This is a genomic window from Streptomyces sp. NPDC050759 (assembly GCF_044456945.1).
GTDB lineage: Bacteria > Actinomycetota > Actinomycetes > Streptomycetales > Streptomycetaceae > Streptomyces.
Genome location: NZ_JBITGI010000001.1, coordinates 1,266,181 through 1,283,026, shown reverse-complemented (window position 1 = coordinate 1,283,026; position 16,846 = coordinate 1,266,181). Strand labels below are relative to the sequence as shown.

General features: G+C 70.5%; 13 protein-coding genes, 1 tRNA gene and 1 pseudogene. 7 read left to right on the top strand and 8 right to left on the bottom strand.

Annotation, left to right across the window (positions count from 1 at the left end):
• The 4 genes and pseudogenes from ACIBJB_RS05670 to ACIBJB_RS05655 all read left to right on the top strand — a co-directional run.
• Positions 1-94: pseudogene (locus ACIBJB_RS05670) on the top strand (carbohydrate ABC transporter permease); the annotation flags it as partial.
• 26 nt (positions 95-120) lie between these two features.
• On the top strand, positions 121-1,434 hold the full coding sequence (locus ACIBJB_RS05665) for a glycoside hydrolase family 36 protein (RefSeq protein ID WP_398926777.1): 1,314 nt from the start codon (positions 121-123) through the stop codon (positions 1,432-1,434).
• The gene (locus ACIBJB_RS05660; RefSeq protein ID WP_398926775.1) at positions 1,431-3,419 is read left to right on the top strand and encodes a beta-galactosidase; all 1,989 of its coding nucleotides are present in this window, start codon (positions 1,431-1,433) and stop codon (positions 3,417-3,419) included. The genes ACIBJB_RS05665 and ACIBJB_RS05660 overlap by 4 nt, the downstream gene beginning before the upstream one ends.
• 75 nt (positions 3,420-3,494) lie before the next feature.
• Positions 3,495-4,595, top strand: coding sequence for a hypothetical protein (locus tag ACIBJB_RS05655; protein WP_398926773.1), 1,101 nt, complete (start codon positions 3,495-3,497; stop codon positions 4,593-4,595).
• Positions 4,596-4,663: 68 nt separating this feature from the next.
• On the opposite strand, the gene ACIBJB_RS05650 is transcribed toward ACIBJB_RS05655, so the two are convergent.
• The 4 genes from ACIBJB_RS05650 to ACIBJB_RS05635 all read right to left on the bottom strand — a co-directional run bounded on the left by ACIBJB_RS05650 (position 4,664) and on the right by ACIBJB_RS05635 (position 9,479).
• Entirely contained in the window at positions 4,664-6,103 is a 1,440-nt protein-coding gene (locus tag ACIBJB_RS05650; protein ID WP_398926771.1) for a GH1 family beta-glucosidase, read from the bottom strand.
• A gap of 120 nt (positions 6,104-6,223) precedes the next feature.
• On the bottom strand, positions 6,224-7,129 hold the full coding sequence (locus ACIBJB_RS05645; RefSeq protein ID WP_199873685.1) for a carbohydrate ABC transporter permease: 906 nt from the start codon (positions 7,127-7,129) through the stop codon (positions 6,224-6,226).
• On the bottom strand, positions 7,126-8,157 hold the full coding sequence (locus ACIBJB_RS05640) for a carbohydrate ABC transporter permease (protein ID WP_398926769.1): 1,032 nt from the start codon (positions 8,155-8,157) through the stop codon (positions 7,126-7,128). The genes ACIBJB_RS05645 and ACIBJB_RS05640 overlap by 4 nt, the downstream gene beginning before the upstream one ends.
• Entirely contained in the window at positions 8,154-9,479 is a 1,326-nt protein-coding gene (locus ACIBJB_RS05635) for an ABC transporter substrate-binding protein (RefSeq protein WP_398926767.1), read from the bottom strand. The genes ACIBJB_RS05640 and ACIBJB_RS05635 overlap by 4 nt, the downstream gene beginning before the upstream one ends.
• Before the next feature lie 355 nt (positions 9,480-9,834).
• Between ACIBJB_RS05635 and ACIBJB_RS05630 the strand changes: the two genes are divergently transcribed.
• Together ACIBJB_RS05630 and ACIBJB_RS05625 are read left to right on the top strand one after the other, a co-directional pair.
• On the top strand, positions 9,835-11,124 hold the full coding sequence (locus ACIBJB_RS05630; RefSeq protein WP_398926765.1) for an RNA-guided endonuclease InsQ/TnpB family protein: 1,290 nt from the start codon (positions 9,835-9,837) through the stop codon (positions 11,122-11,124).
• Between the two features lie 119 nt (positions 11,125-11,243).
• Positions 11,244-12,299, top strand: a complete 1,056-nt coding sequence (locus ACIBJB_RS05625) for a LacI family DNA-binding transcriptional regulator (RefSeq protein WP_326668117.1) — start codon at positions 11,244-11,246, stop codon at positions 12,297-12,299.
• Between the two features lie 312 nt (positions 12,300-12,611).
• Here ACIBJB_RS05625 and ACIBJB_RS05620 read toward each other — a convergent pair whose 3' ends face one another.
• Positions 12,612-13,508, bottom strand: a complete 897-nt coding sequence (locus ACIBJB_RS05620; protein ID WP_398926763.1) for an SDR family oxidoreductase — start codon at positions 13,506-13,508, stop codon at positions 12,612-12,614.
• A 159-nt stretch (positions 13,509-13,667) separates the two neighbouring features.
• Here ACIBJB_RS05620 and ACIBJB_RS05615 point away from each other — a divergent pair, with 159 nt between their 5' ends.
• Positions 13,668-14,543, top strand: a complete 876-nt coding sequence (locus ACIBJB_RS05615) for a LysR family transcriptional regulator (RefSeq protein WP_398926761.1) — start codon at positions 13,668-13,670, stop codon at positions 14,541-14,543.
• Between the two features lie 49 nt (positions 14,544-14,592).
• Here the strand turns inward: ACIBJB_RS05615 and ACIBJB_RS05610 are convergent.
• From ACIBJB_RS05610 to ACIBJB_RS05600, 3 genes are all read right to left on the bottom strand, one after another.
• A tRNA-His gene (locus tag ACIBJB_RS05610) sits at positions 14,593-14,668 on the bottom strand.
• Positions 14,669-14,745: 77 nt separating this feature from the next.
• Positions 14,746-15,348, bottom strand: a complete 603-nt coding sequence (gene orn / locus ACIBJB_RS05605; RefSeq protein ID WP_069764164.1) for an oligoribonuclease — start codon at positions 15,346-15,348, stop codon at positions 14,746-14,748.
• 99 nt (positions 15,349-15,447) lie between these two features.
• The gene (locus ACIBJB_RS05600) at positions 15,448-16,671 is read right to left on the bottom strand and encodes a GlxA family transcriptional regulator (protein ID WP_398926759.1); all 1,224 of its coding nucleotides are present in this window, start codon (positions 16,669-16,671) and stop codon (positions 15,448-15,450) included.
• Positions 16,672-16,846 lie beyond the last annotated feature (175 nt).

The window sequence follows — 16,846 nt, the reverse complement described above, 5'->3', positions numbered from 1 at the left end:
CGCCCTGCTCACCGCGATCCCCACCCTGATCGTGTACTTCGTGCTCCAGCGCCAGTTCGTCAGCGGACTGACCCTCGGCGCCAACAAGGGCTGACCGCCCTCACCTGAGAGAGAACCACCGTGCCCCACCCCTTCACCCCGCTCGCCTCCGTGCCCGTGGATCCCCGAAAGGCCCGCGTCCACGAGGAGGGCTGGCAGTCCTGGAGCCCCAGCGGCGCCTACGCCCTCGGCGACAAGCCGTACCGCCCGACCAACGAGAACTGGGCGACGGTCTGCTACCGCCCGGGTGTCACCGTCCCCGAAGGCGCCTTCCAGGGCGAGGGGCTGCTGGCGCTCGACCCGGGCGACGGATCGCCGGTACGGCTGTGGGCGGCGACGGACCCGCTGCACGAGGTCCCGTCGATCCGCCTGGTCGCCGAGGGCTCCGTGGCGGAGATCGCCGCCGACGGCCCGGTGAAGGAGTTCACGGGTACGGACATCCAGTCGGCGCTGGCCGAGTGGGCCGCCGGACTCGGGGTCGACGCCCCGCGCCCGGCGCCCACCGTCTGGTGTTCCTGGTACGAGTACTTCACCAGCGTCACCGAGGACGACATCCACGAGAACCTCCGTGCGATGGACACCCTCGACCTGCCCGTCGACGTCGTCCAGATCGACGACGGCTACCAGAAGGCCCTCGGCGACTGGCTCACCCTCTCCGGCCGCTTCCGCTCCCGCGCGGGCATCGCCGACGCGATCCGGGCCCGCGGCCGCCGCGCCGGCATCTGGACGGCCCCCTTCCTGGTCGACCCGGCCAGTGACCTGGCCGCCGAGTACCCCGACTGGCTGGTCGAGGACCTCGACGGAGGCTTCCTGCACGCCGGCCGCAACTGGGGCCACGACCTGTGCGTCCTGGACACGACCCACCCCGAAGCCGCCGAGTACCTGGCGTCGGTCTTCAGGACCCTGGTGTCCGAGGGCTACGACTACTTCAAGGTCGACTTCCTGTACGCGGGGGCGCTGGACGGCGTACGGCACTCCTCCGTGGACGCGCTCACGGCCTACCGGGACGGCATCCGGCTGATCCGCGAGGCGATCGGCTCCCAGGCGTACCTGCTCGGCTGCGGCGCGCCCGTGTTGCCCTCCATCGGCCTGTTCGACGCGATGCGGGTCAGCCCCGACACGGCCCCGCACCGGCGCCCCGAGGCCGACGACTACAGCCAGCCCGGCCAGGACCCGGCCGAGTTCACCGGCGTCGGCCGCCAGTGGCAGCACGGCCGGCTCTGGGTCAACGACCCCGACTGCCTGATGGCCCGCCCGGCCGTGGAGACCCGCGAGCGCTGGGCGGCCCACGTGGCGGCGACGGGCGGCCTGATGGCGTCCAGCGACCGCCTGCTGTCGCTGGACCAGTGGGGCGTGGAGACGACCCGGCGACTGCTCGCGGGAGAGACCCGATGATCCCGGAGGGCATCGCCTACGGCGGCGACTACAACCCCGAGCAGTGGCCCGAGGAGGTCTGGGCCGAGGACGTACGCCTCATGCGCGAGGCGGGCGTGAACATGGTCAGCGTCAACATCTTCGCGTGGGCGCTCCTCGAGCCCCGCGAGGGCGCGTACGACTTCTCGCGCCTCGACAAGATCCTCGCCCTGCTCAACGAGAACGGCATCGCCGCCGACCTGGCCACCCCGACGGCGGCCCCGCCGGCCTGGTTCTTCCGGGCCCACCCGGAGGCGCTGCCGGTCGACAAGGACGGCAGGAGACTGTCGTACGGCAGCCGCCAGACGTTCTGCCCGTCGAGCCCCGCCTACCGGGAGGCGGCCCTGCGGATCACCCGGGTACTCGGGGAGCGGTACGCCGACCACCCGGCCGTCGTGATGTGGCACGTCCACAACGAGTACGGCTGCCACAACGCGGAGTGCTACTGCGACGTGAGCGCGGGCGCTTTCCGGGTGTGGCTGCGCGAGCGGTACGGCGACCTCGACGCCCTCAACCACGCCTGGGGCACGGCCTTCTGGAGCCAGTGGTACTACGACTGGGACGAGATCATCCCGCCCCGCGCCACCGGTGCCGTGCCCAACCCGACCCACCAGCTGGACTGGCGCCGCTTCTGCAGCGACGCACTGCTGTCGCTGTGCAAGGCGGAGCGTGAGGTGCTGCGGGAGGCCGCCCCCTCCGTGCCGGCCACCACCAACTTCATGGTGATGTACAACTTCGACGCGCTGGACTACTGGCGCTGGGCACCGGAGTTGGACGTCGTCTCCAACGACCACTACCTGCGGTCCACCGACCCCGAGTCGGAGATCGACATCGCGCTCAGCGGCGATCTGGTCCGTTCGCTGGCGGGCGGCCCGTGGCTGCTGATGGAGCACTCGACGGGCGCGGTGAACTGGCAGCCGGTCAACAGGGCGAAGAACGCGGGCGAGTTGCGCCGGAACGCCCTGGCGCACGTCGCCCGGGGTGCCGACGGCATCGCCTACTTCCAGTGGCGGGCCGCGAAGGCGGGCGCCGAACAGTGGCACTCGGCGATGCTCCCGCACGCCGGCACCGACAGCCAGATCTGGCGGGACGTGGTGGCGCTGGGCGCGGACCTGAAGGCGCTGGCGGAGGTGCGGGGCAGCACCAGCCCCGCCTCGGTCGCCGTCGTCTGGGACTGGAACGCCCGCTGGGCCCTGGAACTCCCCTCCCAGCCCAGCGAGTCGGTCCGCTACCTCGACCTGGTCCGCTCCTGGTACGAGCCGCTGTGGCGGTCCGGCGTGGCCGTGGACTTCGTCCACCCCTCGGCGGACCTGTCGCGGTACCGCCTCGTCCTCGCCCCCGCCCTCTACCTGGTCGACGACGAGGGCGCGGAGAACCTGACCGGCTTCGCGTCGGACGGCGGCACCCTGGTCGTCGGCTTCCACAGCGGGGCCGTCGACACCAACTGCCATGTCCGCCTGGGCGGTTACCCGGGCGCCTTCCGCGAGGCACTCGGCGTCAGCACGGACGAACTGTTCCCCCTGCTGCCCGACGAGACGGTGGCCCTCGACGGCGGCGGTACGGCATCCCTGTGGTCGGAGCGAGTGCGCCTGGCCGGCGCGGACGCCGTGACGTCGTACACGGAAGGCCCCCTGGCCGGCGTCCCCGCGGTGACCCGGCACACCTACGGCGAGGGCGTGGCCTGGTACCTGGCCACCCACCCGGACCCGGACACCCTCGCCGCTCTGCTGGACCGCGTCCGCACCGAGGCGGGTGTGGTGCCGGTACGGGAGACGCCGGAGGGCGTGGAGACGGTGCTGCGCAGGGGTGAGGACGCGGACTATGTCTTCCTGATCAACCACGGTGAGCGGAACGCCGAGGTGCAAGTGGCGTCGCAGGCAACCGAGTTGCTGAGCGGGAAGCGCGTCGACGGCGGCCGGGTGACGGTGGCGCCGGGCGACGTGGTGGTCGTACGGGAATCACGCTGACACGACCTTGCTGGCCGGGCAGGCCGCTCCTACCCTGATCGTCCGACCGTCCGGTCGTCGACAGGGGGAGCGGCCATGGACCGAAGACCGTCCGACGCGGAGATCCTCCAGGCGGTCGAGGCGTACACCCGCCGGCGCGGAGTCCCCGAGCGCCCGGCCGGTCCCGGCGCCGAGGACCCGACCTGGCAGGTCCTGCTGGACTTCCGTATCGTCCGGTCCGTCGAGACGCGGGGTGAGCGTCCGATGCGGGAGCCGGGCAGCCGGGACGACATCGCCGGCCGCCCGACGTACACCGAAATCGGCTCGCACCGGGTTCCTCCGCCCGACGATCCGGAGCTGTCCCGCACCTGGCTGCTGGTGCGTAGCGGGTCGCTCGGCGAGGAGCGGTGCGCGGACTGCGACGGCGGTACCAACAAGTGCGGAGCCTGCGGTGGGCGCGGTGTCCGTGACTGCCCCCGCTTCGTCGACTGCCCCGTCTGCGAGGGCGGCCCGGACGCCTGCTGGGAGTGTGAGGGCACCGGCCGCTCACGCTCCCGAAGGCCCCCGCACCTGCGGGCCGGGACGAGCTCCGCGGACCGGGCGGCGCGGGTCCGCTGCGCGCGCTGCCGCATCGACGACGTGGCCTGCCCGAAGTGCCGGGGCCGCCGCCAACTCGACTGCCCCGACTGCAAGAAGAGCGGCCATGTGGAGTGCACCGCCTGCTCGGGCACGAAACGCGTCACCCACCAGGAGTGCCAGGGCACCGGTCGCTTCACGGTGTGGACCGAGGGCTGGATCCGGCACAACCCTCACCGGGCCAAGGAACGCCGGCTCGGCCGGCTGGACCTCAGACGCGCGACGGGCAACACCGGCCACTGGCACGAGACCGTCCTGCGGAAGACCACCGACGAACTCCCGGACGACCTGGACGACTCCGACGAAGCCCTGCTCGCCCCCCACCTGACCCCGCGCAAGGACGAGGTGGCCCGCCGCGCGACCCTCCGCCGCCTCCCCCTGGCCCACGTCCGCGTCCCCGCCGACCCGCACCGCGACTACTTCGCCTTCCCCTCCCACACCGGCATCGAGGTCACCTCCCGCCCCACGACGGAACGCGTCCGCTACTTCGCCGCCGTCGCGGGGGCCTCGCTGACCCTGGTGGCCCTCGTCGCGGCGCTCGCGGTGGCGTTGCTGCGGTGAGACCGGCGGGGCGCGGCACCCCCCTCGGCTGCCGCGCCCCGCTCCCCCGACCCCCGTCTCCGCAGTGGCTACTGGATGCTCTGGACCTCCGGAAGCGTGCCCGTCCGGGCTGCCCGGCCGTACCAGAGGGCGCTGGACTTGGGTGTCCGCTCCAGCGTCGCGTAATCCACGTAGACCGCGCCGAAACGCTTCTCGTAGCCGTACGCCCACTCGAAGTTGTCCAGCAGGGACCACAGGTAGTAACCCCGGACGTCCGCGCCGTCGGCGATCGCGCGGCGGACCGCCGCGAGGTGGCCCTGCAGGTAGGCGATCCGCTCGGGGTCGTGGACACGGCCGTCGGGGTCGGGCTTGTCGTCGTAGGCCGCGCCGTTCTCCGTGATGTACAGCGGCAGACCCGGGGCCTCGCGCGTGTAGCGCATGATCAGGTCGTGCAGGCCCGTCGGGTCGATCGTCCAGCCCATCTCCGTGCGCTCACCGGGGGTCTGGTGGAACGTGACGTCGTCCGCCCCGGGCCACGGGGAGTGCGCACTGCTGCCGTGCCCGTCGGCGCGCGGCCCGCCGGTGTCCGCGTCGGCGGCCGAGACCAGTGCCGGCGTGTAGTAGTTGAGGCCCAGCGCGTCCAGCGGCTGGTTGATCAGCGCGAGATCGCCGTCCTCGACGAACGACCAGTCGGTGATCAGCTCCGTCGCCGTGAACAGCGTCTGCGGATACGCCCCGTGCAGGATCGGCCCGTGGAAGACACCGTTGGCCAGGTCGTCGATCTTCTGCGCCGCCGCCAGGTCGGCCGCGTCCTGCGAGAAGGGCCTGACCACCGAGGAGTTGAGGCTGAGCGCCACCGAGTTGCGGGCCGGCATCGACGCGCGCAGCGCCGACGTGCCCAGGCCGTGCGCCAGGTTCAGCGTGTGCGCCGCCTTCAGCGAGGCCGCGGGGTCCGTACGGCCCGGCGCGTGCACCCCGGACGCGTAGCCCAGGAAGGCCGCGCACCACGGCTCGTTGAGGGTGATCCACTGTTCCACCCGGTCGCCGAGCGCCTCCCCGACGATCTGCGCGTACTCCGCGAAGCGGTACGCCGTGTCGCGCTCCGGCCAGCCGCCCGCGTCCTCCAGCTCCTGGGGCAGGTCCCAGTGGTAGAGCGTCACGGCCGGCTTGATGCCGTGCGCGAGGAGCTCGTCCACCAGCCGGCGGTAGAAGTCCAGACCCCGCTGGACCGCGGGACCGCGGCCCGTCGGCTGCACCCGGGACCAGGAGACCGAGAAACGGTACGCCGTCAGGCCCAGGTCGGCCATGAGCGCCACGTCGTCGCGGTAGCGGTGGTAGTGGTCGACAGCGATGTCACCGTGGTCGCCGCCGGCCGTCTTGCCCGGGGTATGGCTGAAGGTGTCCCAGATGGAGGGCGTACGGCCGTCCTCCCGCACCGCCCCCTCGATCTGGTAGGCGGAGGTCGCGGCGCCCCACAGGAAGGCGGGGGGAAAGGTCACCGGGGTCGCCGGCGATTCGGGTTGAGGCATGGAAGCGCTCCCATTGGAGGTCGTCAGACCGACTGATGGAGGGGGAGGGGGAGGGGGGAAGGGGCCGAGGCGGCGCCGGCCCGGCCCCAGGAGAGATGGCGGAAAACCGTATGAAGGGTGTCAGCCCTTGATCGCGCCCTGCATGATGCCGCCCACGATCTGCTTGCCGAACAGGATGAAGGCGATCAGCAGCGGCAGCGTGCCGAGGAACGCGCCCGCCATGATCACGGCCTGGTCGGGGACATAACCGGTGCCCAGCGAGTTGAGGGCGACCTGCACGGTCGGGTTCTGCTGGTTCAGGGCGATGATCGGCCACAGGAAGTCGTTCCAGGCGAACACGAAGGTCAGCAGCCCGAGCACGGCCATCGCCGGCCGCGCGGCCGGGAACACCACGTGCCACACCACCCGGATGCTGCTCGCGCCGTCCACCCGGGCTGCCTCGATCAGCTCGCTCGGCAGCGCCTGCACCAGGTACTGCCGCATGAAGAAGGTGCCGAAGGCCGTCACCAGAGTGGGCAGGATGACCGTCTGGAGCTGGTTCGACCACCCGAGATCGGCCATCCACAGATACAGCGGTACGACCGCCAGCTGCGGCGGGATCATCATCGTGCCGATCGTCAGCAGCAGAAGAAAGCCCGAGAACCTGAACCGCAGCTTGGCGAAGGCGAATCCGGCGAGCGTGGAGAACAGCACCGTGCTGATCGTGATGGCGCCCGCGACGATCACGCTGTTGAGCATCGCGGTGCCGAGGCCGGCCTCGTCCCACGCGGTCTGCATGTTCTTGAACAGGTTCCCGCCGAACCACAGCGGCGGCGGTGTCTCGGCGAGCCGGTGGTCGGTGCGCGAGGCCGCGATCGCCGTCCACACCAGGGGCGCCAGCGAGACGAGCGCGAAGACCGCCAGGACCAGATAGGTCACCGGGCCCGCGTGCAGCTGCTTGCCCGCGCCCATCACCCGACGGGAGGGGCCCCGCTTCTTCCCCGCCTGAGGCTCTGCCTGAGGCAGCGTCAGTTCACTGGTGGTCATTGGGACTTCCTCAGACGTCGGGTGACCAGCAGGTTGATCGCGGCGACGATCAACAGGATCAGGAACATTGACCAGGCGATCGCGGACGCCTTGCCGAGGTTGCCGATGATCCAGCCCTGGTCGTACATGTACAGGCCGAGCGTCTGGTACTGGTGCTCGGAGCCGCCCTTGGAGCCGCTGACCCCGCCGAACAGCAGGGGCTCACCGAAGAGCTGGGTCGCGCCGATGGTGGAGACCACCACCGTGAACAGGATGGTCGGCCGAAGCTGCGGGACCGTCACATGGATGAACTGCTGCCAGCGGTTGGCCCCGTCGATCGCCGCCGACTCGTACAGGTCGGCCGGGATCGCCTGCATCGCCGCGAGGTAGATCAGCGCGTTGTAACCGGTCCACCGCCAGATCACGATCGACGACACCGCGAACTGCGAACCCCAGTCGGACTCCCGCCAGTTGATCGGATCGATGCCCACGAAGTCGAGGAGCCAGTTGACCATGCCGCCGTCCCACGAGTACAGCAGCGTGAAGACGAGGGTCGCCGCCGCCACCGAGGTGGCGTACGGGGTCAGCATCACGACCCGCCAGACGGTCGAGCCGCGCAGCCGGTAGTTGAGCATGTGGGCGAGCCCGATCGCCGCCATCAGCTGCGGCACGGTCGAGATGAGACCGATGGTGAAGGTGTTCTTGAGGGCGTTCCAGAAGAAGTCCGAGGACAGCAGGTTCTTGTAGTTGTCCAGGCCTGCCCAGGTCTGCGTGTCCAGCGAGGACAGCTGCACGTCGTGCAGCGAGTACCAGGCCGTGTACAGCAGCGGGATCAGCGAGAACGCCCCGAAGATGATGAAGAAGGGGGCGATGAACACGTACGGAGACGCCTTCATGTCCCAGCGGTACAGCCGGCTGCGCCAGGGGCCCTTGCCCTCGGGCGGCAGCGTACCGCGACCGTGAGCGCCCCGGGCCGCGCCCGGCTGGGAGCCGGGCGCGGCCTCGGCGCTCGACGCGGGATGCGCGAGTGCCTGCTTGGGGCTTGTCACTGGCCGAGCACGTCCTTGATCTCGTTCGTGGCCGCGTCCCAGCCCTGCTCGGGCGACTTGCCCTTCTGCTCGACCTGGAGGATGCCGATGTCGGTCAGCGCGGTGTTGATCGGCTGGTCCTTGACGCCGAAGACCTGCGCCGGGATCGTCTTCGCCGCGTCGGAGAAGATCTGCGTGATCGGCGCGTTGCTGAAGAACTCCGTGGTGGCGGGGGCCGGCTTCAGGGTCGAGTAGGCCGCCGGGGCCGACGGGAAGCTCGCCTGCTTGGCGAAGACCTTCGCCTGCTGCTCGGGCGCGGTCAGCCACTTCGCCAGCGCGATGGCCTCCTTCTGGTGCTTGCCCGCCGTCGGCACGCCGATGAAGGCACCGCCCCAGTTGCCCGCGGTCGGCGCGGCCGCCACGTCCCACTTGCCCTTGCCCGCGTCACCGGACTTCTCCTGGATGTAACCGATCATCCAGGCGGGGCAGGCCACGGTGGCGAAGGAGGCGTTCGCGTAGCCCTGGTCCCACGGCTTGTCGAACTGCTTGAGCTTCGCCGACATGTTGCTGGTCGCCACGGACATCGCGACGTCCCAGGCGTTCTTCACGCCGCTGGACTTGTCCCAGACGACCTTGCCGCTCTTGTCGTAGTAGCGCTCGCTCTCACCGTTGAGCACCGCGTTGTAGACGGAGGAGGCCGAGTCCACGAACTTGGTGCCGCTCGGCGCCTTCTTCATGTACTGCTTGCCGAGGTCGACGTACTTGTTCCAGTCGCCCTTCCACTGTGCGGCGAGCTTGGTGCGGTCGGTCTCCAGACCGGCCTTCTGGAACAGGTCCTTGCGGTAGCAGATCGCCATCGGGCCGATGTCGGTGCCGAGCCCGATGAGCTTGCCGTCCGCGGTCGTGGCCTGGGCGTTCTTCCAGTCCAGCCACTGCGACTTGTCGACGTCCTTGCCGAGGTCGACGAACTTGGAGCCCTGCGTCTGCACGGCCTCGGTGATGTTGCCGACCTCGATGGCCTGGATGTCGTCGGTGCCGGAGCCGGCCTGCAGCCGGGTGAGGACCTTCGGCCAGTAGACGTCGGTCCGGGTGGTGACGTTCTCCTTGATGGTGATGTCCGGGTGCAGCTTCGTGTACTCGTCGTAGAGACCGGCCTGCTTGTAGCCGAAGACTCCGAAGGTGCCGACGGTCAGCGTGGTCTTGCCGCCGCCGGAGTTGTTGCCCGACCCCGACGAGTCGCCGTCGTCCGAGTCGCCGGCACAGCCGGCCAGCACTCCCGTAGTCAGTGCGGCGACGGCCGCCAGGGCCAACAGCCGGTGGGACCGGCGGGTAGTCGTGCGCATTGCGTCCTCCTGTTGCCTGACGTGCCGACCCCCCGGCCAACTGCGTTGTTGGACCCGTTACTTGACTGCTGCGGCTCGGGCGGGGAACGTGCGGGATGTTTATGTGTCAGGTACCGTGGGAGCGCTCCCACTCGTGATGTGTTGAAGGTTCGCGGGTTGGAGCGAGGGTGTCAAGGGAGCGTGCAGGGCGATATCGCTTTGAGATGTTTCCTTCGCTGGGGTCGGGTCTTTGGCCGCTGCGGAGGGTGGCGCCGTCGAAGCGGGTGGACGGAGACTGTTCGGTGGCGATCACTCATTCGAGGGAGGCTGATCTGTTCTCATGCGACGTGGTCGTGGCGCCGATAGCTTCCTTGTCGTGAAGCTGGTCGTGCAGGTCAAACTCCTGCCGACGCCTGTTCAGGCGGCGGCTCTCGAGACGACCCTGCGCGCCTGCAACGAAGCCGCCTCATGGGTGGCCGAGGTGGCGTTCGAGAGCTCGGTGTACAAGAACTTCACACTGCGCAAGCACTGCTACGCCGAGCTCAAGAGCCGGTGGGGGTTGGGCGCGCAGGCCGCCCAGCACGTGATCAAGAAGACGGCCGACGCATACACAGCTCTGCATGCAAACCTGAACACACACAGTTCCGGCAAGAGGAACTCGAAGCGGAAGCGGAGGGATGCGAAGCGTCCCCTCGCGTTCCGTCCGGAATCTGCGCAACCTTACGACGACCGCATGCTCTCCTGGCAGACGGAAGCACGCACCGTCTCCGTGTGGACGACGCGCGGCAGGATCAAGGACGTCGCCTTCGTTTGCGGTCCTGAGCAACTCGCCACACTGTCCCGGTACCGCAGGGGCGAGTCGGACCTGGTGCACCGCGACAATGCCTGGTTCCTGCTGGCCACGTGCGAGGTACCGGAAGCGGCGCTCAAAGACAGCCCTGTGGACTTCCTCGGAGTCGACCTGGGGATTGTGAACATCGCTACCACCAGTGACGGCGAGATCATGTCCGGGCGTCGGCTCAACCGCTCACGGGCCCGTGACGGCGCGCTGCGGAGGAAGCTACAGAAGAAGGGCACCAAGTCCGCCAAACGACGCGCGCAGCGTCGACGCCGGAAGGAGGCGCGGCGGACTCGGGACATCAATCACAAGATCGCGAAACATGTGGTGGCCGAGGCGGAACGCACCGGTCGTGGGATTGCCCTGGAGGACTTGACGGGCATCCGCGAGCGGGTACGGCTTCGTAAGCCCCAACGGGCCACGCTCCACTCTTGGGCCTTCGCCCAGTTGGGGAGGTTCATCGCGTACAAGGCCCGCCGGGCGGGTGTGCCGGTGGTGCACGTCGATCCGGCGTACACCTCGCGCACCTGCGCCGAGTGCGGCCACGTGGACAAGGCGAACCGGGTCTCCCAGGCGTGGTTCGCGTGCCGGTCCTGCGGATTCGTTGATCACGCGGACCGGAACAGCTCCCGCAACATCCGCGCCCGTGCGTGGGAGTTGTGGCGAAGCGGGGCCCGGTCAGTGGCCCCTGCCGGCCCCGGACGGGGCCGGCTGAACGCGGGCGAAGCATCACCGCCAGTGGTGCCCGCAACGCAAGCTTTGCCGCGCAAGCGGCGGGCGGCTGACTTATCAGCCTGTTACCGGCCCACCGAGGCTGTCAGCGTTTGAGGTCAGGCCGATCAGGCTGAGCGCGGATCGGTGGAGGTAGCCCCCGCGACCGTCACGCCCGCACGCGGGACTGTTAAATTCCAGGCCAGCCTAGAGAACATGGTGGGAAGGCGGAGCCCATGGCAAGCCACGGAGCGCGGAGCCGAAGCGGTGGCCGGCCCACCCTCGAAGAGGTCGCCGCGCGCGCCGGCGTCGGCCGCGGGACCGTTTCCCGGGTGATCAACGGCTCGCCCCGGGTCAGCGACGCCACCCGCGCGGCGGTCGAGGCGGCGGTGGCGGAGCTCGGGTACGTCCCGAACACGGCGGCGCGCGCCCTGGCGGCCAACCGCACGGACGCGATCGCGCTGGTCGTGCCGGAACCGGAGACGCGGTTCTTCGCGGAGCCGTACTTCTCGGACATGCTGAAGGGCGTGGGCGCCGAGATCTCGGAGACCGAGATGCAGCTCCTGCTGATCTTCGCGGGCAGCGACCGCGAACGCCGGCGCCTGGCCCAGTACCTGGCGGCACACCGGGTCGACGGTGTCCTGCTGGTGTCGGTCCACGCCGACGACCCGCTTCCCGACCTGCTGTCCCAGCTGGAGATCCCGGCGGTGATCAGCGGCCCGCGCTCGGCGGCGGAAACCCTCCCCTCCGTGGACTCCGACAACTACGGCGGCGGCCGCTCGGCCGTCGAGCACCTCCTGGCCGGCGGCCGCCGCGCGATCGCGCACATCACCGGCCGCCTCGACGTGTACGGCGCCCAGCGTCGCGTCGACGGCTACCGGGACGCGCTGCGCGACGCGGGTCACGAGGTGGACGAGCGGCTGATCGAACCCGGCGACTTCACGGAGGAGGGCGGCCGCAGGGCGATGACGAAGCTGCTCGCCCGCCGCCCCGACCTGGACGCGGTCTTCGCCGGCTCGGACGTCATGGCGGCCGGCGCCCGCCAGGTCCTGCGCGAGGAGGGCCGGAGCATCCCCTCCGACGTGGCCCTGATCGGCTACGACGACTCGGCCATAGCGCGCCACATGGACCCGCCCCTGACCAGCGTCCGCCAGCCCATCGAGGAGATGGGCCGCCACATGATCGACCTCCTCCTCACGGAGATCGCCGACCGCCGCCCGGCGGTCTCCCGGGGTCTGGAGCGCAGGCAGGTGGTGCTGGCCACGGAACTGGTGGCGCGGGCGTCGTCCTGACCTCGGCGGCAGAGGTCGCCGACGCGACCACGAGCCGCAGCGGCATCAAGAGGTTGAACGCAACGATCTCCCACCGGACGGTCCGGCACCCGGCGATCGTCCCCCAGCTGCACCGGATCACCGCGGGAGATCGCCGTACGACACCCGCACCGCCCGCCTCCTCCTGGACGTCGGCCCGGGTGAGGACGTCTTTCGCGGTACGGCCGCACAGCTCGCGGTCGTCGAAGGGCCAGGCGTCCGGGACAGGGCGAACGGTTCGACGGTGTACGGGAGTTGGTCGAGGCGTGGCGGGCGGTGTCGTAGCCCGGTGGCTCAGGCGGTCTTGAAGTAGTGGCCCGCCTCCAGGTCCGGGATCAGTGCGGGGTGCTCCGGCTGCCAGTTCAGCAGCTTCCGGGTGAGCGTGGCGGACGCCCGCATGTCGACGGCGGCGAAGTGGCCGAGCCAGCCGAAGTGGTCCGTCGCCTCCTCGGGGGCCACGCTCGTGACCGGCACATCGAGTCCCCGCCCGATCGTCTCGGCGATCTCGCGGAACGGCACCCCCTCGTCCCCGATCGCGTGCAGCCGTACGCCCGCCGGTGCCGCCTCCAGGGCCAGCCGGAACAGCCGGGCCGCGTCGAGCCGGTGCACGGCCGCCCAGTGGTTGGAGCCGTCGCCCACCATGGCCGAGACGCCCTTGTCGCGCGCGAAGTCGATGAACATGGGCACGAAGCCGATGTCGCCCTCGCCGTGCACGCTCGGGGGAAGTCGCAGCACCGACGAGCGCACCCCGCGCTCGGCGAGCGCGAGCGTCGCGAACTCCGAGGCGTGCCGGTGCTTGGCGGGGGAGTCCGGGTCGGCCGGGTCCTCCTCGGTGCCGAGGCGCCCCGGTGCGGTCAGCAGCCCCGAGGTGACCACGAAGGGTTTGCCGGTGCCTTCGAGCACGGACCCGATGGCCTCGATCGCCCGCAGGTCGGCCTCGCCCGAGGCGGTCAGGTTGGTGAAGTCGTGGATGAACGCCAGGTGGGCGACCCCGTCGGCCGCCTCGGCACCCCGGCGCAGACTGTCGAGGTCGTTGAGGTCCCCGCGGTGCACGTCCGCTCCCGCGGACTTCAGTGCCTCCGCGGACCGGTCCGAACGGGCCAGGCCCAGGACCTCGTGCCCGGCGTCGAGGAGTTCACGGGTGACGACGGAACCGACCCAGCCGGTCGCGCCGGTGACAAATACACGCATGGTGATCCTTCGCTGTGACGAGTGAGGGTTCCAGCGTGCGGAGGAGCGACCGGGCGAGTCCAAAGCTTGTTCCGTATGGCGCAATACGGATCAGGCATGACCGCAGGTGGAGGCCTTTTCGGCGGGGACCGGCCGTGAACACCGGCGTACGCTTCGGGCATGACCGACCTCGACCTCCGGCTGGTCCGGTACTTCACGGCCGTCGCCGAGCACCGGCACTTCGGCCGGGCCGCCGACGCGCTGCACATCACCCAGCCGTCGCTGAGCCGGCAGATCCGGCGCCTTGAGCAGCAGCTGGGCGCGCGGCTGCTGGAGCGGACCCCGCAGGGGAGCAGTCTCACCGAGGCGGGGGAGGTCTTCCTGCCCCGGGCGAAGGCGCTGCTGCGCTCGGCGGCCCAGGCGGCGAGCCTGGCCCGGGCGGCCGCCGAGCCGAGCCGGATCACCGTGGGGTACACGGCGGGGATCATCGTCACCCCGGCGGTGCGCGCACTGCGCGAGCGCTTCCCGGACGCCGACGTCAGGACCGCGCACGTCGACTGGGGTGAGAGGACCACGGCCCTGTCCGAGCTCAAGGTCGACGTCCTGGTGACCCGGCTGCCCTTCCCGACCGACGGGGCGCAGGTGACGGTCCTCTACGACGAGCCCCGGGCCCTGGTGCTCCCGGTCGGTCACCGCCTCGCCGGCAAGGAGTCCGTCACCCTCGACGACATCGCCGACGAGCCGCTGGTCCGGGTGGCCGACCCGGTCTGGAACGCGTACTGGCGCATCGACCCCCGCCCGGACGGCCGGCCGGCACCCGACGGCCCCCTGGCCGACGCCCTGGAGGACAAGTTCGAACTCGTCGCCTCGGGACAGGCCCTGGCCATCACGGCGTTGCCCCGGGCCGGTGCGCTCCGCCCCGACGTCACCGCGGTCCCGCTGCACGGTGTCGATCCGGCCCATGTGGTCCTCGCGACCCGCGCCGAGGAGCGGAGCCGGCTGGTCGCGGCCTTCCGCAAGGCCGCGCGCGCCTTGCTCAGGGCGTCCGACTCCTGAAACGACCTCAGCCGGTGACCCTGTCTCCAGGATCACCGGCTGAGGTGAGTGGGGTGAGTGACGGGACTTGAACCCGCGGCCACCTGGACCACAACCAGGTGCTCTACCAACTGAGCTACACCCACCATGTTCGGCTGTCCTGGGTTTCCCCGACCGGCCGAGAAAAAGTGTACAGGGTCTGAAGGGGTGCTCGCGCCCGGCTTTACCGCCCGGGCAGCACGTGCTTCGCGGCGATCGTCTTCGCGGTGTCGGAGTCGGGTCCGGGCTGCGGGACGAAGATCGCCTCGCGGTAGTAGCGCAGCTCCGCGATGGATTCGCGGATGTCGGCGAGGGCGCGGTGGTTGCCGTTCTTCTCCGGGCTGTTGAAGTAGGCCCGCGGGTACCAGCGCCGGGCGAGCTCCTTGACGGAGCTGACGTCCACGATCCGGTAGTGGAGGTACTCCTCCAGCGTGGGCATGTCCCGGAGCAGGAATCCGCGGTCGGTGCCGACGGAGTTGCCGCACAGCGGGGCCTTGCCGGGTTCCTTGACGTGCTCGCGGACGTAGGAGAGGACCTGGTCCTCGGCGTCGGCGAGCGTCGTGCCGCCGGACAGCTCCGTGAGCAGTCCGGACGCGGTGTGCATCTGACGCACCACCTCCGGCATCGTCTCCAGCGCCTGGTCCGGCGGCCGGATGACGATGTCCACACCGTCGCCGAGCACGTTGAGCTCGGAGTCGGTGACGAGGGCGGCAACCTCGATGAGCGCGTCGTCGGACAGCGAGAGGCCGGTCATCTCGCAGTCGATCCACACCATGCGATCGTTCATGCGAACACCCTACGGCTGACGTCTGTTTTTGGGTGCCCCGCGTCGGCGCGAGCACCGGTGGCACCGGGCGGGCCGTGGGGCCCGCCCGGCGTCAGGACGTCATGTGCCGCTGCGCTGCCCCGGCAGGCTCGCCCGGCCTCCGACGTACAGCTCGCGGCCGTTCTCGGAGTGCGGGCCCACGGGAGCCGGGGTGCGGCGGGTCTGGATCGGCACCGGACCGCTGTCCGGGTGCAGCTGCACCGGCGGGCTGGGCGCGGGACCCGTCGGACCCACCGAGCTCTCGTTGTCCACCGGCTTGTCGCCCTGCGGACGGCGGGCCCGGTACGCGGCCCGGTAGGCGGCCGGGGACGAGCCCAGCTGCCGCCGGAAGTGCCCGCGCAGCGCCACCGGCGAGCGGAAGCCGCAGCGGCCCGCGACCTCGTCCACCGAGTAGTCGGACGTCTCGAGGAGGCGCTGCGCCTGCAGCACCCGCTGCGTGATGAGCCACTGCAGCGGGGCCGAACCCGTGAGCGAGCGGAACCGGCGGTCGAACGTACGACGGCTCATGTACGCCCGCGCCGCCAGCGTCTCCACGTCGAACTGCTCGTGGAGGTGCTCCAGCGCCCAGGCGACGACCTCGGCGAGCGGGTCGGCGCCGATCTCCTCTGGTAAAGACCTGTCGAGGTAGCGCTCCTGACCGCCCGAGCGGCGCGGCGGGACCACCAGCCGGCGGGCCAGCGCGCCGGCCGCCTCGTTGCCGTGGTCCGTCCGCACGATGTGGAGACAGAGGTCGATTCCGGCCGCGGTACCGGCCGAGGTCAGTACGTCGCCGTCGTCCACGAAGAGTTCTCGCGGATCGACGTGCACCGACGGGTAGCGCTTGGCCAGCGTCGGTGCGTACATCCAGTGTGTGGTCGCGGGGCGGCCGTCCAGCAGGCCCGCCGCGGCCAGAACGAAGGCGCCGGTGCACAGTCCGACGATGCGGGCGCCTTCCTCGTGCGCCCGGCGCAGAGCGTCGAGCGCTTCCTCCGGCGGCGGTGAAGTGATCGAGCGCCAGGCCGGTACGACGACCGTGCCCGCGCGTGAGATCGCTTCCAGGCCATGCGGTGCGGTGAGTTCCAGGCCCCCTGTGGTCCGCAGTGGGCCTTCTTCGCCGCCGCACACCAAAAGGCGGTAGCGCGGCACGCCGGCGTCCTGGCGGTCAATCCCGAACACCGACAACGGTATGGAACTCTCGAAGATGGGGCCGCCGCTGAACAGCAGCACCGCGACGATCTCCTTGCGGCGTCGCCCGGAAAGCTTCCGGGCCGCGGCTTCCGGCGCGGCAGTGGAGTCGTGGCTCATACTGCTAAGCCCCCCTCGGTGGTCGCGGCGCCCCTAACTTGTCGGGCATGTCGCTCCAGCACGTTTCCCCTCGGTCCTGCACGAGTCCCCCGCCGTAAGACGTCAAGATCGAATCTACTGTGTCCCGTGGTGTCGGCGTGGCCAGTTCGTCATCCGGCACATTGTCGACATGGCA

What these genes read in the sequence shown, in the direction of transcription:
- orn (WP_069764164.1), bottom strand. Translation starts at nt 15,348, where the DNA reads ATGAACGATCGCATGGTGTGGATCGACTGCGAGATGACCGGCCTCTCG.
- ACIBJB_RS05615 (WP_398926761.1), top strand. Translation starts at nt 13,668, where the DNA reads ATGACCGACCTCGACCTCCGGCTGGTCCGGTACTTCACGGCCGTCGCC.
- ACIBJB_RS05655 (WP_398926773.1), top strand. Translation starts at nt 3,495, where the DNA reads ATGGACCGAAGACCGTCCGACGCGGAGATCCTCCAGGCGGTCGAGGCG.
- ACIBJB_RS05600 (WP_398926759.1), bottom strand. Translation starts at nt 16,671, where the DNA reads ATGAGCCACGACTCCACTGCCGCGCCGGAAGCCGCGGCCCGGAAGCTT.
- ACIBJB_RS05620 (WP_398926763.1), bottom strand. Translation starts at nt 13,508, where the DNA reads ATGCGTGTATTTGTCACCGGCGCGACCGGCTGGGTCGGTTCCGTCGTC.
- ACIBJB_RS05635 (WP_398926767.1), bottom strand. Translation starts at nt 9,479, where the DNA reads ATGCGCACGACTACCCGCCGGTCCCACCGGCTGTTGGCCCTGGCGGCC.
- ACIBJB_RS05645 (WP_199873685.1), bottom strand. Translation starts at nt 7,129, where the DNA reads ATGACCACCAGTGAACTGACGCTGCCTCAGGCAGAGCCTCAGGCGGGG.
- ACIBJB_RS05625 (WP_326668117.1), top strand. Translation starts at nt 11,244, where the DNA reads ATGGCAAGCCACGGAGCGCGGAGCCGAAGCGGTGGCCGGCCCACCCTC.
- ACIBJB_RS05650 (WP_398926771.1), bottom strand. Translation starts at nt 6,103, where the DNA reads ATGCCTCAACCCGAATCGCCGGCGACCCCGGTGACCTTTCCCCCCGCC.
- ACIBJB_RS05660 (WP_398926775.1), top strand. Translation starts at nt 1,431, where the DNA reads ATGATCCCGGAGGGCATCGCCTACGGCGGCGACTACAACCCCGAGCAG.